Consider the following 15,112-nt stretch of genomic DNA (forward strand, 5'->3'; position numbering starts at 1 on the left):
TTAACACTGACCTATTTGCTAGTTATGTGACTGTGTTAGCGGAATTTGGACTACAAACTCTGTTCCCTCACCGCGTATGGAATTGTAAGTGAGACTACCTTTATGTTTATCCACAACAATCTGATAGCTAATTGATAATCCCAAGCCCGTACCGCTACCAACTGATTTAGTGGTAAAAAATGGATCGAAGACTTTCTGACTCACATCTTCAGGTATCCCAGCACCATTGTCAGCAATCCGAACCGAGACGCGATCGTTGTTTGCAAGTTCAGTCCGAATGCGAATTGTTGGTTTGTAGCCGTCGCACAAACGTATACCCTGAGCTTCAGCGCAATCGTGTAGAGCATCGATCGCATTGGCAATAATATTCATAAATACCTGATTGAGCTGGCCGGGGTAGCACTCAACTAAAGGCAGCTGACTGTATTCTTTGATAACTTCTATCTCAAAGCGATCGCCTAGCGTGCCTTTTACCTTAAATCGATGGTGCAGAATCATCAAAGTGTTATCGATACCCTCATGAATATCAACAGGTTTCATTTCGGCTTCATCCAAACGAGAGAAGTTGCGTAAGCCTAAGACAATATTCCGAATACGCGAGGTTCCCACCTTCATGGAATCTAAAAGCTTGGGCAAATCTTCTTCTATAAAATCCAAATCAATTTCAATAGCTTTTTCCCGAGCAAGAGTGGAAGAATCTGAGAATTCTTGCTGATATATAGTAATTAAATCAAATAAAGATTCTACGTATTCTGTAGCGTAATTAATATTGCCATGAATAAAATTAATGGGATTATTAATTTCATGAGCAATTCCCGCTACCATTTGCCCTAAAGAAGACATTTTTTCACTTTGAATTAATTGAGTTTGGGTATTTTGTAACTCTTCTAAAGCTTTCTTCAGATGCTGATTTTTTTCATTAATTTCCCGAGTTCTCTCTGACACTTTTTCTTCTAAAGTACGGTTGTATTCTTCCAATCGCTCGTTAACTCGTGCCAAATTCTGGTAGAGTATGGCATTTTCTAGAGAAATTGCTGCTTGAGTGGTAATAAGTTTGAGAAGTTCTATGCGATCGCGTGTAAATGCTTCTGCTGTTAAATGATTTTCTAGATAAAGAATACCCAGTAACTTACCTTGGTTGATAATCGGGATACACAAGAGACTTTTGGGTTGCTCGCGAAGAATGTAGCTATCAGTACCTAAAACTGGTTTATCTTTTAAATCACCAATGACTGCGATTTCCTGTGTTCGCTTGACGTAGTTAATTAAAGTCACGGGAACATCATTGCTTGATTCGAGACCGATTGAGGGAAATGCTGTGTCGATCCGCGCACTTGTTGAATTTGAACTGACCGCAGAAACTATCAGATGCACGTCCGTTGCTAAGCGATCGCCCTTTGGGCGGCTCCCAGAGGGAGCATCGCCTTCACTTAAAATGAGAGCACACTTAGAAGCTCCAGCATTCTCCATCACCACTTCCATTAAAGTAGACAGCAACTGCTCGAGTTCAATTGCTCCAGACAGAGCAATTGAAGCTTTTACAACAGATGCCAAATCTAAAGAATCGGAAATACTGCTATTTGACCCAAGGACAGTTTGATTGGAGCCACTCGTAGATAAGGATGTGCGACTTTCACTAGAGCTATTCGTTGCTGGTTCGGTGTTGAGTTTTCCTTGTTGAAGAATTGTAGCAAGGAATTGAGCATAACGCTTTTCCAAATCCTCAACTTTAGCTTTTGAGCCCCAACGGATATAGTCATAATAAGCATCTATTATGTAAATTTTGGCAATTTTAAGTTTGCCCCACTCCAGATAAAACTTACCAGTCAATTCGCTGGCTAGAGCCGCTTCATGTACATACTCATTTTCTTGAGCAAGGGTAATTGCTTGCTCGTAACTATTTACAGCTTCAAGATATTGACCCAGAACTCTACATCGCTCTGCTTCTACTAAATAAAATTTATGCAAATAATTCATAGGGGCATGGTATGCCCATTTCTGCATTTTTTCTTGATTAACAGATACCTTTTCCAGAATTTTTGCTTGTTCTATTTTCTCAGCATTAGGATAAACTGCTAGATGTGCCAGAGAATCGTAGAAATGAAATTCAGTAACAACTAAATGCCCAACTGCCACTTCTATATACTTCTCGACATTAACAGCATTTTCAACTGCCTTATTGTAATCAGCTAGTAAATAACACAGCTGAAGCTTGCATAAATACAAATGCACAAGACCAAGGCTGTCATTGGCTTGCTGATGATATGTTATCATTTCTTTTTCATTATAAGCCTCACCTATTAACTCAAATGGATTTTCTTGCTTATTTAATAAATTTAAGACACTTTGCAGGTAGATATTATTCCAATTTAACACCATTATCTGATTGGTTGACTCAAGAGCATGGCTGTGATTTTCTATTTGCTGCTTGAGCAGTGAAAGTTCTCCACCCATAAAATATGCATAGAAGGAGTAACAATAAAGAGCATAAGCTCCATATTCTAAACTTCCTGTTTCTAAACTAATAGAATAAATTTCTAAAAGAGAGGGCAATATTTCTCGAATATGCTCTTTCCAAAGTCTGATAGTTCCATTAAACCCCATAAGAACCTGTGATATGGTATCTTTAACCTGGAATCTAACCAACAGATCTAAAGAGAGTTTGCCCAATCTATAGCCAAACTCTATGTCTCCCACAACTCCACAAAGTATTATTCCGTAACGAACATAAACAAGGGCAGACAAAGGAGAAGTGCCATACTTAAGTGAGAGATTGATTTGTTTAAATACGAGTAAAGGAAACAACTCAGGTATAGCTTGATAGGCAAAACTCGTTACACTAGATAAAATACGCATAGCAGCTAGTGCATGAGGTTCCGTCATCTCTGGGTAATCGATTAAGTCCTCTATACGTCTGCCAGCTAAATTTGATGTAAGTTCTGCCATTTCTGCTTGAATATCTGTTTGGTTGGGGCTCTCTGGAAACTCAATGCCCAAAAGTTTTAAAAACCCCAGTGCAACATCGATTGCTGGTAGCGGTTTACTCTGTGCTCCAACAGCCTGAATCTTAATTTCATAAACTTTTGTTCGCTCTAATAGGGTTTTTGCTCGTATCAATACCACTTCTATCAATTGCTCTGCTAGTTCAAAGTTACCGCTTAGGTATGCTGCTTCTGCGGCTGTTTCATACAAAGCAAGAGTAAAATCATAATTGGTTTTCCAGGTATCGCTTGGTAGTAATTGAATGCTGGTAGTTAAATATTTAACAGCAGCTACGTAAGCTGTTGATGCTAAAGCTTTGCGACCAGCGATCGAATTCATTTGTGACAGTCGATCGCGCTCGCTTGGATCGACTAGCAGTTCTGCTGCTACATTAAACTGATTGACTAAAATAAAAATCTTTTCTTTTCTTTCTTCGACAGAAAAACTGCTAAGTAACAATTGCCCAATTTTTAAATGAATTGACTGTTTGTAATTGTTGGGAATGAGAGAATAGGCTGCTTGCTGTACCCGATCGTGTACAAATTTATACTTTTGATAACCATCGTTAGGAATTGATGAAAGTTCGCTGTCATCAACTAATAACTGATAACCAGTTTCAGGTAAAACAAGACCATCAAGTAACGATTGCCATAAATCCGCTGCTGTATCGACTTCAGATTTTTCATAGATAATAGCAAGAGTTCTTAAATCAAATTCGTTACCTATACACGCAGCAAGTTTTAAGACTGCTTGAGTTTTGCTTGGCAACTTCTCTAGTTGAAGTGCCATAAATTCTACAACGTCATCTGTAAGAGCTATGGCTTTAACTTCATTAATGTTGTACTGCCAAAGACGATGAGAAAAATCAAATTTTAATATGGATTCATCATGTAAGTACTTCAGAAATTGATGAGTAAAAAAAGGATTGCCTTTTGTTTTCGTCAATACAATCTTTGTGAGAGGAATAGATAGAGCTTCTTGACAATTGAGCGTATCACAAATTAAATTTATTAAACTGTTATAATTTAATTCTTTTAAATTAATTTTATTTATTAAAATTCCTGTCTTCTCTATTTCATTGAGAGTAACAGACAGGGGATGCATTTGAGAGACTTCATTATCTCGATATGCACCTATAAGTAAAAAAGCTCCCTCAGGTATAGTTTGTTTTTCTTGATTGAAGTATTTAGTTCGCTCTTCCAAAGCAGTATTTTTACTGCTTAATAAATGAATAAATTTTAACGAAGTTGTATCTGCCCATTGTAAGTCATCCAGAAAGATAACCAAAGGATGTTCTTTTGTTGTGAAGACATTAATGAATCTCTGGAATAGTAAATTTAAACGATTTTGAGCAGCAGTTCCAGAGAGTTCAGTGACTGATGGCTGACGTCCAATAATGACTTCTAGTTTGGGAATAACATCAACAATTACTTGAGCCTGTTCGCCTAATGCTGATAAGATTTTAGATTTCCATTGTTGAAGAACGGGCTCAGGTTCGCTTAACAACTGCCTAATTAAATCTTGAAAAGCTTGTAAAAATCCCGATAAAGGAATATCGCGTTGAAATTGATCGAACTTACCTTTAATAAAGTAACTGCGCTGACGAACAATTGGTTTGTGAACTTCGTTGACAACAGCTGTCTTACCAATACCAGATGAACCTGCAACCAAAACTATTTCAGATTTACCACCCGTGACTCGCTCAAAAGCCGCAAGTAAAGTTTCTACTTCCTGTTGACGACCGTAGAGTTTTTCAGGAATCAAAAAATACTCGGAAATATCCTGTTCTCCCAACTGAAAGGGTATAATATTTCCAGTTTCTTGCCACTGCTGCTTGCATATCTCTAAATCGTGTTTTAACCCGAAAGCACTGTGATAGCGATCTTCAGCATTTTTTGCCATGAGCTTGCTGATGATCTCTGATATAGTTAAGGGAATATTAGAATTTAAAGAATTAGCTTTGGGTGGTTGTTTGGCAATATGACAATGCACCAACTCCATGGAATCGTTTGTTGTGAAGGGTAACTGTCCGGTCAGGAGTTCAAAAAATGTGACGCCAAGGGAATAGAAATCGCTACGGTAGTCAATCCCACGGTTCATTCTTCCTGTTTGTTCTGGAGAAATGTAAGCGAGAGTCCCTTCTAAAAAATTGGGATTTGTCAGTTGTTGAATTTCTTTCGGTAAGAGACTAGCAATACTAAAGTCTGTCAGTTTAACTTCATATGTTGTGGGATTAATAAGAATATTAGCAGGTTTAATGTCTTTATGAATGATGCGATGACAGTGTAATTCGTGAAGGGTAGAGGCAATTTGAACAGCTATGTGAAAAAATTGTTGTAGAAACGCTGTCTGGGTAGTTTCTACACGAGTGATATATTCTTTTAAGGAAATACCGCCAAAGTCTTCCAGAATCAAAACATAACTGTTGCGATAGCTTTCCAAACTATAGGGTTTGACAATACCCGCACAATTGAGATTTTTAGCGATCGCATACTGTTTGCGAAACTGAGCAATTTCATGAAAGGTTGGGTATTCATTCCGCATCAGTTTTAAGATAACCGATTGTTGGTCTTTTTCCCGAATACCTTGATAAACCAGGGTTTTGCTTCCCGAGTAAATTTGTTGAGTTATGCGATAGCCAGGAATAGCAAAAATTGTATCTAGCTGTATCAACATCTACATTATGCTCTGGATAATATACTTCTAATTTAGTATTCCCAGAAGCACAGTCTTTGTATCATGTCACGAGCCGAAAGTAGTATTTTTGCGTTTTTTTGAAAAACTTAATAATTATTAACCCCGCTGTCTTAGAACTTAACTGACTGTGTGGTCTGAGATCCAGTCAGTAGTTATATACATTAATTTATATATTTATCTTTCACTCTTGGCTTTGCTAAATCAAGGGTATAGCGTTCAGCAATGTATATTTAATTTTGCACAAGTACCACCGAATTCAGTAGTTCCAAGGCGGTGATTGACAGACACGACCCGAAAGGAAACTGTAAAAGTGTCAAACGGTTCAAGTAAACTCGAACCCAGTTTGAGAATTGGGAAGACAGTCTAGATGGTGCTTTGACCACCGTAGGCTCTTGTCTGTATGCATGATGTCCGAAAAGAATCTCTGTGGCTTTAGCCCAGTGAGTTAGTCAACAAAAATCTAAACGCCGTACTCTATGTTAAGTACAGCGTTAGAGACATATCCTCACGATACCGATCGCTATTTAACTTTTTGTTTGATAAAAGTTACAACTTGATTGAGTTGTTTTTTCAAAGCATCAATTTCTGCCTGCATTTTGGCAATTTTTTCATTTAATGCTTGGATTTCTGCAGCCGAAGACCCAGACTCAGTAGAGGTAACTGCACTGGTTCCATTAGAAGTAGCTGCGACTCCATTGGAAGTAGCTGCGACTCCATTGGAGGTAGCTGCGACTCCGTTGGAGGTGGCTGCGACTGCTACCTGGGCTGGTTCGGGACGTGGTTGTTTAGCCTTGGTCATGGCGGACTTGATTGCGCCAATGAGTTGCTTTTGGTCAAAAGGTTTTCCAAGAAACTCAAAATATTCAAAAGGTTCGGGGATTTTCTCCGTCACCTCTTCTTTACGACCAGACATGATGACTAAAGGAATCTTCCTCAAATCACTATTGGCTTGGAGCTCTTGAAACACTTCCCAGCCATTTTTCTTAGGAAGTAGGAAATCTAGCATAATCAGGCTCAGTTTTTCCTGACGAATTAAATTCAATCCCTCTACACCATCTTTTGCTTCCAAAACTTGGAAGTTTCCTGGTGGTAACATTTCTCGTACTTTTACCCTGACAACTGTAGTGTCATCGATAACTAAAATTTTGTTACTTGTCACGACTGTTTGCTCTAATAGAAACTTTAGGTTTATATGGTAGTTGCGCCCTTGGGCGTCAAGAATTCTCCCACTATACCCAACATATCTCTGGATCGGGGGAGAGTAATTTCCGATAGAAGTGACAATACTTGAAGTGTCATACGTAACAAACAGCGGTCTTAACTCTGTGATTGTGGCAAAGTAATACTTAGGTGATTTTCTGAAAATAAATTACCGACGAATGAATCAGTAACCTATTGTAGGAATATGGAGGTCTTGCGCCCCTATAGAGGTACAATTTTTCTCAAAAATCGCCTCAGGCAACTGCGTTTAGCAAAATTTTGAATGATTTATGACTGCTTTAGAGCCATCTCAAATTAAAACTGAAATTATGGCAATGCCTTCATGGTTGCGCCGCCCGATTGGTAAAGCTAGCGAACTCTCAACGGTACAACGGATTATCAGGCAACGTCAAATTCACACCATTTGCGAAGAAGGACGCTGCCCGAATCGGGGTGAGTGTTACGCCCAACAAACTGCTACTTTTTTACTTATGGGGCCTACCTGCACTAGATCTTGTGCTTTTTGTCAAGTGGATAAAGGTCACGCACCAATGCCTGTTGACTTGGAGGAACCTCAAAAGGTTGCAGAAGCAGTGCAGCTCTTAGAATTGCGTTACGTGGTGCTGACTTCTGTTGCTCGTGACGATTTACCAGACCAAGGGGCGGGTCACTTTGTGAAGACGATGGAGACGATTCGCCAAATGAACCCAGAAACTCAAATCGAAGTACTGACACCAGATTTTTGGGGTGGTGTGGGTGCTGGTGAGGAAGGTCAGCGCGATCGCATCAAGACAATAGTGCAAGCCAAACCAGCCTGTTACAATCACAACATTGAAACAGTACGACGTTTACAAGGACCAGTACGTCGGGGGGCGAAATACGATCGCTCGCTTTTTGTCCTGCAAGTGGTTAAAGACATTGACCCTATCATTCCTACAAAATCAGGATTGATGCTAGGACACGGGGAAACGAGAGAGGAAATTATTGAAACGATGGTGGATTTGCGTAAAGTGGGATGCGATCGTATAACTATCGGTCAGTATATGCGTCCGTCTTTAGAACATTTGCCAGTACAAAAGTATTGGACACCAGAAGAGTTTGATGAATTAGGCAAAGTCGCTCAAGATATGGGATTTAGCCATGTTCGTTCCGGACCTTTAGTTCGCAGTTCCTATCATGCGGGAGACAATTAACAGCGTCTGACAAATATTTCTAACGAATTTTGCTAAATATGACAGATATTTGGTATCTGTTAATAAGTCTTTAAATTAGGAGAGAATGCGATGGCTAATGAAGGTAAGAAAAAAGTAGGCGAAGACGTTGCTAAAACTGGAGCTACAGCGCCTTACCCCTTCCGCACAGGTTGGGCTGTACTACTGTTAGCAATTAACTTTCTTGTCGCTGCCTTTTATTTTCATATTCTAGTGTAAGACGTTCAAGTAGATGAAAGGGATTGGAAATTGGGGATGAGCAATTGGGTATTGATTAGCTCATTTACAATCTCCAATCTCCAATCCCTTTTATATCGTTCCTTTGAATAATCCTTTGGGACGAACAAGCAGCACCAAAATCATGATAAATAATGCGACACCTTGTTTGTACTGAGAACCAAGTAGAGGCGTGCTAGCTTCTTGAGCAATACCGATGATAAAAGCAGCTGCGATCGCACCATAAGGATTGCCAATACCTCCTAAAATAACCGCTGCAAATAAGGGTAAGATTAAAAACCACCCCATATTTGGACGCACGGCTGTAATTAAGCCGTACATACTACCACCGAGAGATGTTAGGCTACCAGCGATCGTCCAAGTCCACAGAATCACTTGGTCAACATTAATACCAGAGACCCTAGCTAAGTCTAAATCGTCAGCAACTGCTCGCATTGCTTTACCAATTTTGGTATTTTGCAGAACGTAGTGCAACACCAAAATAACCACTATAGCCAAAACAAAAACCAACAGTTGATTGGGGGGTATTTTTAAACCACCAACATCCATAGCAGAACTAACAGGCAAATCGTAATTTTTGTTACTTCCGCCCCAGATAAAGATAATACCATTGCGGATAAATAATGCTAACCCAATGGAAATAATAATGAATGTTGTAGAACTCGCACGGATAGAGCGCATTCTCGACCACAGCAGCTTTTCCGCTAAAAGCATTGCAGCAACTGTACCAATTGCTGCTATTACCATAGATAACCAAATATTCAGCTTAAATAATGTATTCAGTACAAATGTTAAGTAAGCTCCTAAAGTCAAAAAATCACCATGAGCAAAGTTAGATAACCGTAAAATTCCCAGAGTTAGCGTTAGTCCAACTGCTGCTAAAGCAATAATACTTCCCACAGCAATACCATTAACAATCAATTGAGCAAATTGTAAATTCATAATTTTGTCACAAACTCCTCCAACTACTGATTCGGAGTATCTAGAGAATATTACCTGATTTGTGCAAAAGCGGAGATAACTACTCCCTTTGGCTATCTAAAATTATTGATTTTTATTGGGTTGGCACCACCCACCGCGCAATATTTGTGGTCGGTATCCACCTGACCTCTCATTCCCTTCGATACCCTTCTACAATGAAATTGATTGGGTGCTACTATGGGGGTTGTTGACTAAAATGCTTGCAGAAAAACTTGAAACACTAAAAAGCATCTTTCTAGAGATGGATAAGGCATTAATTGCCTACTCTGGGGGGGTTGATAGTACTTTGGTCGCTAAGGTTGCGTGTGATGTTTTGGGTGAACGTGCTTTAGCTGTCACAGCAGTTTCCCCTTCGCTGTTACCGGAGGAGTTGGAGGACGCTAAAATTCAAGCGGCAACTATTGGGATTAGTCATAGAATTGTTCAAACACGCGAAATGGAAAATCCCGACTATACTTCTAACCCAATTAACCGATGCTATTTTTGTAAAAGCGAACTGCACGATACACTCAAGCCCCTTGCGACTGCATTGGGATATCCTTATGTGGTAGATGGTGTGAATGCTGATGATTTACGTGATTACCGTCCGGGAATTCAGGCTGCAAAGGAAAGAGGCGCACGTTCTCCTCTAGCAGAAGTTGGTATGACAAAAGCCCAAGTGCGGCAACTTTCCCAAGAACTTGGTTTACCTTGGTGGGATAAACCCGCACAACCTTGTCTTAGTTCTCGCTTTCCCTACGGTGAAGAGATCACTGTAGCCAAGCTGCAACGAGTCGGGAGGGCAGAAATATATTTAAGAAAGCTAGGTTACAACAGCTTGCGAGTTCGATCTCAAGGAGATATAGCACGGATAGAATTGCCACCAGAAGAAATTAAAGACTTTGTCGCTAAGACAGATTTGCAGTCACTCGTTTCTACTTTTCAGGGATTTGGTTTTCTATTCGTTACTCTTGATTTGGAAGGTTTTCGCAGTGGAAAGCTCAATCAGGTTTTAAATCGAGAGATTGTACAACGGGCATAATCGGTCAGAAGCCCCACGCCTGACACGAAGTTGAGGCAGAGCCTCGAAATGTGCATTCCCAGGTAGAACCTGGGAGCGAGAAAACAAGGAACCTAGGGATGTGGGATGGGCGTTCTCGCCTGTCCGATTTTCAACCAATTTATTCTTTTTCGGCAACTAAATTGCTATCTTCTAAAACAATTTCGCCTTTCTTATTAATTTTGACTTGTTGGTTGGGAAAATCTTTACTAATTAAATGACGTAAAAGTCCTACTGTATGGAAGCGTTGATCGATGCGGGGAATTCCTTGCCGATCTAAACGAACGGGGATAATTTTACTTCCTACCAAATTTCCCTGAGAATTAAGCTTAACTTCTAAAATCATTGAGTACCCTGTTTGGGCTACTGTGGATAGCGTTCGATATCCCAAAAAATTTCCTAAAGAGTATGCAATGAGTTTATCATTATAGATTTCCATTGCTCGCGGAACGTGGGGACCGTGTCCGAGAACTAAATCTGCTCCTGCATCAATCATTGTTCTCGCAAACTTGATGGAATTTCCTCGATTTTCTCCATAGAAATACTCGGTTTTGTTTTTGACGTTTAATGCACTGGTGCCCTCGGCTCCTGCATGCATTGACACAATGACTATGTTGGCATTTCTTTTAGCTTCTTCTACGAGTGCTTTGGCTGTATCTAGGTCGTGAATGGAATTGTAATGTTCGTAGGGAGCAAACCCAATCATTGCCACTCGAATATTATCAAGTTCTAATACAAGAATTTGATTTTTATGTCCTAATGTGTCTATGCCAACCTCTTTAAGGTGCTTGACTGTGTCTCGGAACCCTATGAAACCAAAATCTCGTGCATGATTGTTGGCTATGTTCATAACATCAAATCCAACATCAGCAAACAGTTGAGCGTAGGAGGGTGGGGAACGAAAGGCAAATACTTGTCCCCGGCTGATGTCTTTGGCGCTGTAGGGGTAGTTGGTTAAGCTAGTTTCAAAGTTACCAAATAAAATGTCTGCTCTTTGCAAATACGCTCGTACAGATTGTGGCAGCAGTTGGTTGCGATCGCTTGGTAACCTGTAGTTAGGATAGTTTGTTCCTGGAATAATGTCTCCAACTGCTTGGATTGTTATGGTATCTGAGGTTGGAAATTCGGGTACAGAGAAAGGAACTGGCAATGTATCTGTGGATGTAGTTGCAGCTTGCGATCGCTGTAACTGTCCAAAGCGAATGAATAATCCTATACTAATACCCAAGCAGAAACACAAACTGATAAAGCCAAACGACCACAGTTTGCCCAAACGCTGGCTCACCATAGTTGCACTCCTCGAAATATGGCGCTAGTATATCTTGAAAAAGGCAACTTTTAATAGGAAAATACATTCAAGTTGACAATGCTAAACATCTAAATATAAGCTAAACTGGGCGAACTTTGGCGATTGAGATCCAATCGTTCCAATTTTACATATCCTCTATCTAGATCGATAATTCCCATTTCAAACAGACGATACTCAATATATTGTCGAATTCCTTTATCAACAATACACTTAATCGAACCGTCTGAATTCATCTCATTATATTGTCGATTTCCTTCGGCGATTGGATAACCGCTACAACTACCGAAAAATTTACATTGACTGCAAGTTTCTTGAAGTCTTTCTTCTGCTTCGATAACTATTTTGTGGTGCTGAGAACTCTTAATTAATGCGCCGAGGGGTTGATTAAAGATATTTCCGTGCGTATGGCTTATTAAGTAAGCATCTGCATAGCTGTAGACTTCTCCATCAACATCAACAATATAAATTGACTCCCATTCACCTTTATCATAGAAACTTGTTGGAGCATTGGGCGTGTAGTGATGAACTACCTGCTTAATTGCTTCATAAATTGGAGATATCCAAACCAATTTTTCATCTGCTAGCCATAAATCTACTAGTTTTTTATAAGCTTCTAAGACTTCATATGCAGTAATCTCAAAACCTTGATGTTGATTTTCAAATGAACCTTTAAATAAAGGTAATATTCTTGCAGATAGATTCATTTGTCGATAAAAATTGTATATTTCTGGAATAAACTCTAAGTTTTGCTTGGTGAGGACGCTGATACAACCAAAATCAATCCCGGCATTTGTCAGTTTATCTATGTTTTCTAAAACCTTATTTTGGGATTCAATACCTGTTTGGTAAACTCGCAATCCTCCAAATAGATCTATTGAAACTCCTACACCATCGAATCCTTCTTTTAAAAGTTTTATGCGTTGTGAGTCTAATAATGTCAAATTTGTTTGTACGCCATTTCTAACTCGAATATTGTCAAACTGAAATATCTGTTTTTGTAGCTCGAACACTTGCCAGTAAAAATCAGGTTTTTGTAGTAATGGTTCTCCACCATGCCAGACAAACTCAATTTCAATATCAAAATCTAAATGTTGATAGTAACTAGCAATATTGGTAAACATTTGCTGTATTTGAGCTAGTGCGATCGCTTGTTTGTTGGCTAACTCTGCGTATTCATAACAGTAGCGACATCTCAGGTTACAATGTTTGGATGTTTTGACAACAAATTGAACTTTTTTTGTTTCCTGTATCATGATAATTACCTATGAGTAAGGTAAAGACGTTTTGCCAAAACGTCTTTACAAAGTTAACTAAGTCTGACTGAAATTAGAATTACCTTGAAAAATATTCAAACTTAACGAGTTTGAATTTGTTTGAATGTATCAACTGCGGACGGACGCTGTATAATAGATGGGTCTGCAATGCTCGATTTATCAACAGGTTTGGTAAAATCAGCAAAACCTGGTTTTTCTTTAAAGTCGGCAAATCCTTCTTTAAATTGATCGGCACCATTGATTTTGCCTGGAGTAAAAATATCAATTTTATCGCGGATAATAGGATTGTTAATTTTCTGAATGCTAGGTTGACTTACGGTGTTTTTGGAAATAAAAGGATTTGACTCTGCCCTAGCAACAGTGCTAATAATCGAACTTGCTAAAGTCAAGCTCACCAACAAAGCAAAATGGCTAGATTTAGAACGTAAAAAAATCATCGATCTCTCCCGGTAGGTAGTGAATTTTTATGAGAGCAATTTTTGTTTTTCTTGCTCCTACCGGTTCATATGTCTGACCGATTTGATTTATGCAGGGTATGCTGCGATCGCTAAAAACTTTTTTTAGAAGGTAAAAGCAGGCTCGCCAACTGAGATGTAGCACCAGTCTGCTGCTGATGAAAAGGATGACACAATTTGAGGGTGTAGAGACACTTCCAACAATGTGTCTCTACAGAATTTACGTCACTTGCGAGCGACGCCAAATGGTATGAGTCATGACAGGCGACGGTATTAAATTATTTTTATGTTATGGAATTTATTAAATAAGTTTTACAAATTCAACCATTTATTCAACCAATTCAAACAATGCAACCGTTTCTACAAAGGTAAGCGTTGCTGAAAGTTTTACAGATATTAAAACGGAGAGGGGGGGATTCGAACCCCCGTTAGGTCACCCTAAAACGCATTTCGAGTGCGCCGCATTCAACCGCTCTGCCACCTCTCCAAAAAATATATTAAGGCTCTAACTGCAAATTAAAACTCATCCCTATAGGGCGAGGTTAGTGAAACGCCTTTTTTCTTAAATTAGCACGAGATTAAAAATACAGCATCTATCCTATCCTAAAAAGTATCAAAAAACAACAAGTACGATCGCCCCCGGCTAGGTTACTGCTACCCATCCACATTTCTGCTAAAGCATTTTTACTCATACATAAGGTGAGATCTTACCTCTTTGGTTGTACCGTTCGCTAGAGCGCCGGTCCACTAATATACGTTGACAAAAAGGATATTATGTTTTCAATTCAGTGTTGACGTTATGCACCAAAAAAGGTACATTAGGTGCATCAAGTCGAGTTATCTTGTTGTAGCCGATCGAAAAGTACAGTTCCAACTTTTTTGAATGGCAACACTTTTAACTTGATTTGGTACACATGGAAGAAAAACGAGTCCCAGCAAGATTTTATAAAAACGAAAATGGTAACGAGCCAGTTCGTGATTGGTTAAAAAACCTAGATAAAGATGCCAGATACTTAATTGGTGTTGATATCAAGACAGTTGAATTTGGTTTTCCCATTGGAATGCCAGTTTGTCGTCCCATGGGGGATGGATTATATGAAATTCGCACTAATTTACCTCAAGGGATAGCGCGTGTTTTCTTCTGTATTTATGCAGAAGAAATGATTTTGCTTCATGGGTTTATCAAAAAAACTCAGAAAACACCACCTAAAGAGTTGAATTTAGCTTTAGAGCGTAAAAAAGATTTGGAGATGAATGGATGAGTAATAATCCTTATGTCGGTTCGTCTCTTGACGATCTTCTAGAAGAAGAAGGCACTCTTGAAGAGATTAACCTGGTTGTAATAAAACGGGTGATTGCTTGGCAATTACAACAAGCAATGAAAGAAAAGAACATATCCAAAGTTGAGATGGCAAAGCTTATGAATACTAGTAGGTCATCTCTCGACAGACTTTTAGATCCAGATAATGTGTCAGTAACCTTGGACACTATCGGGCGTGCTGCTAAGGCTGTTGGTATGCAAGTACGAATTGAATTAGCTAATGTGGATCGATAGATTTTTTTTACTTAAGATACTAGCCCCACATCTGGTTCACTCCTAAAAATTCCTGAAACGCTTACTACACGGACTTTAGGAAGCACTCATTCAACCACTCTGCCACCTCTCCAACTGTTGTTTGTAAAATTAAGGAGTGTTTGACGCCTTAATTTGTGAACTATTTTTTGCC

At 39.2% G+C, this 15,112-nt stretch carries 11 protein-coding genes and 1 tRNA gene; 5 read left to right on the forward strand and 7 right to left on the reverse strand.

Features of this window, described 5'->3' with window-relative positions; all coding sequences use genetic code 11:
* Nucleotides 1–18: 18 nt before the first annotated feature.
* Both AB0756_RS17500 and AB0756_RS17505 read right to left on the reverse strand, forming a co-directional pair.
* On the reverse strand, nucleotides 19–5,658 hold the full coding sequence (locus AB0756_RS17500; protein WP_038088020.1) for a trifunctional serine/threonine-protein kinase/ATP-binding protein/sensor histidine kinase: 5,640 nt from the start codon (nucleotides 5,656–5,658) through the stop codon (nucleotides 19–21).
* Nucleotides 5,659–6,199: 541 nt separating this feature from the next.
* Nucleotides 6,200–6,838: a response regulator gene (locus tag AB0756_RS17505; RefSeq protein WP_038088016.1), complete on the reverse strand. Its 639-nt coding sequence runs from the start codon at nucleotides 6,836–6,838 to the stop codon at nucleotides 6,200–6,202.
* A gap of 331 nt (nucleotides 6,839–7,169) precedes the next feature.
* Between AB0756_RS17505 and lipA the strand changes: the two genes are divergently transcribed.
* The gene (lipA, locus tag AB0756_RS17510) at nucleotides 7,170–8,072 is read left to right on the forward strand and encodes a lipoyl synthase (protein WP_038088014.1); all 903 of its coding nucleotides are present in this window, start codon (nucleotides 7,170–7,172) and stop codon (nucleotides 8,070–8,072) included.
* Between the two features lie 90 nt (nucleotides 8,073–8,162).
* Nucleotides 8,163–8,309, forward strand: coding sequence for a photosystem I protein PsaX (psaX, locus tag AB0756_RS17515; RefSeq protein ID WP_038088011.1), 147 nt, complete (start codon nucleotides 8,163–8,165; stop codon nucleotides 8,307–8,309).
* A gap of 90 nt (nucleotides 8,310–8,399) precedes the next feature.
* Here the strand turns inward: psaX and AB0756_RS17520 are convergent, their stop codons facing one another.
* On the reverse strand, nucleotides 8,400–9,269 hold the full coding sequence (locus AB0756_RS17520; protein WP_038088008.1) for a branched-chain amino acid ABC transporter permease: 870 nt from the start codon (nucleotides 9,267–9,269) through the stop codon (nucleotides 8,400–8,402).
* A gap of 235 nt (nucleotides 9,270–9,504) precedes the next feature.
* On the opposite strand from AB0756_RS17520, the gene larE reads away from it, so the two are divergent.
* The gene (gene larE, locus AB0756_RS17525) at nucleotides 9,505–10,329 is read left to right on the forward strand and encodes an ATP-dependent sacrificial sulfur transferase LarE (RefSeq protein ID WP_038088005.1); all 825 of its coding nucleotides are present in this window, start codon (nucleotides 9,505–9,507) and stop codon (nucleotides 10,327–10,329) included.
* Nucleotides 10,330–10,468: 139 nt separating this feature from the next.
* Here larE and AB0756_RS17530 read toward each other — a convergent pair whose 3' ends face one another.
* The 4 genes from AB0756_RS17530 to AB0756_RS17545 form a co-directional block, all read right to left on the reverse strand.
* A complete protein-coding gene (locus tag AB0756_RS17530; RefSeq protein WP_038088002.1) occupies nucleotides 10,469–11,635 on the reverse strand; it encodes a CapA family protein in 1,167 nt (388 codons plus the stop codon).
* Nucleotides 11,636–11,724: 89 nt separating this feature from the next.
* Nucleotides 11,725–12,909 (reverse strand): radical SAM protein, encoded by a 1,185-nt coding sequence (locus AB0756_RS17535; RefSeq protein WP_038087999.1) that lies wholly within the window; start codon nucleotides 12,907–12,909, stop codon nucleotides 11,725–11,727.
* 101 nt (nucleotides 12,910–13,010) lie between these two features.
* Nucleotides 13,011–13,367 carry a hypothetical protein gene (locus tag AB0756_RS17540; protein ID WP_038087997.1) on the reverse strand — a complete coding sequence of 119 codons (357 nt, stop codon included), beginning with the start codon at nucleotides 13,365–13,367 and terminating at the stop codon, nucleotides 13,011–13,013.
* A gap of 420 nt (nucleotides 13,368–13,787) precedes the next feature.
* Nucleotides 13,788–13,872: transfer RNA gene (locus AB0756_RS17545), tRNA-Ser, on the reverse strand.
* 427 nt (nucleotides 13,873–14,299) lie between these two features.
* On the opposite strand from AB0756_RS17545, the gene AB0756_RS17550 reads away from it, so the two are divergent.
* Both AB0756_RS17550 and AB0756_RS17555 read left to right on the forward strand, forming a co-directional pair.
* Nucleotides 14,300–14,647: a type II toxin-antitoxin system RelE/ParE family toxin gene (locus AB0756_RS17550; RefSeq protein ID WP_038087994.1), complete on the forward strand. Its 348-nt coding sequence runs from the start codon at nucleotides 14,300–14,302 to the stop codon at nucleotides 14,645–14,647.
* Nucleotides 14,644–14,940 (forward strand): helix-turn-helix domain-containing protein, encoded by a 297-nt coding sequence (locus AB0756_RS17555; protein WP_038087991.1) that lies wholly within the window; start codon nucleotides 14,644–14,646, stop codon nucleotides 14,938–14,940. The genes AB0756_RS17550 and AB0756_RS17555 overlap by 4 nt, the downstream gene beginning before the upstream one ends.
* Nucleotides 14,941–15,112: the final 172 nt, after the last annotated feature.

It is taken from the genome of Tolypothrix campylonemoides VB511288_2, assembly GCF_045999855.1.
GTDB lineage: Bacteria > Cyanobacteriota > Cyanobacteriia > Cyanobacteriales > Nostocaceae > Scytonema > Scytonema bouteillei_A.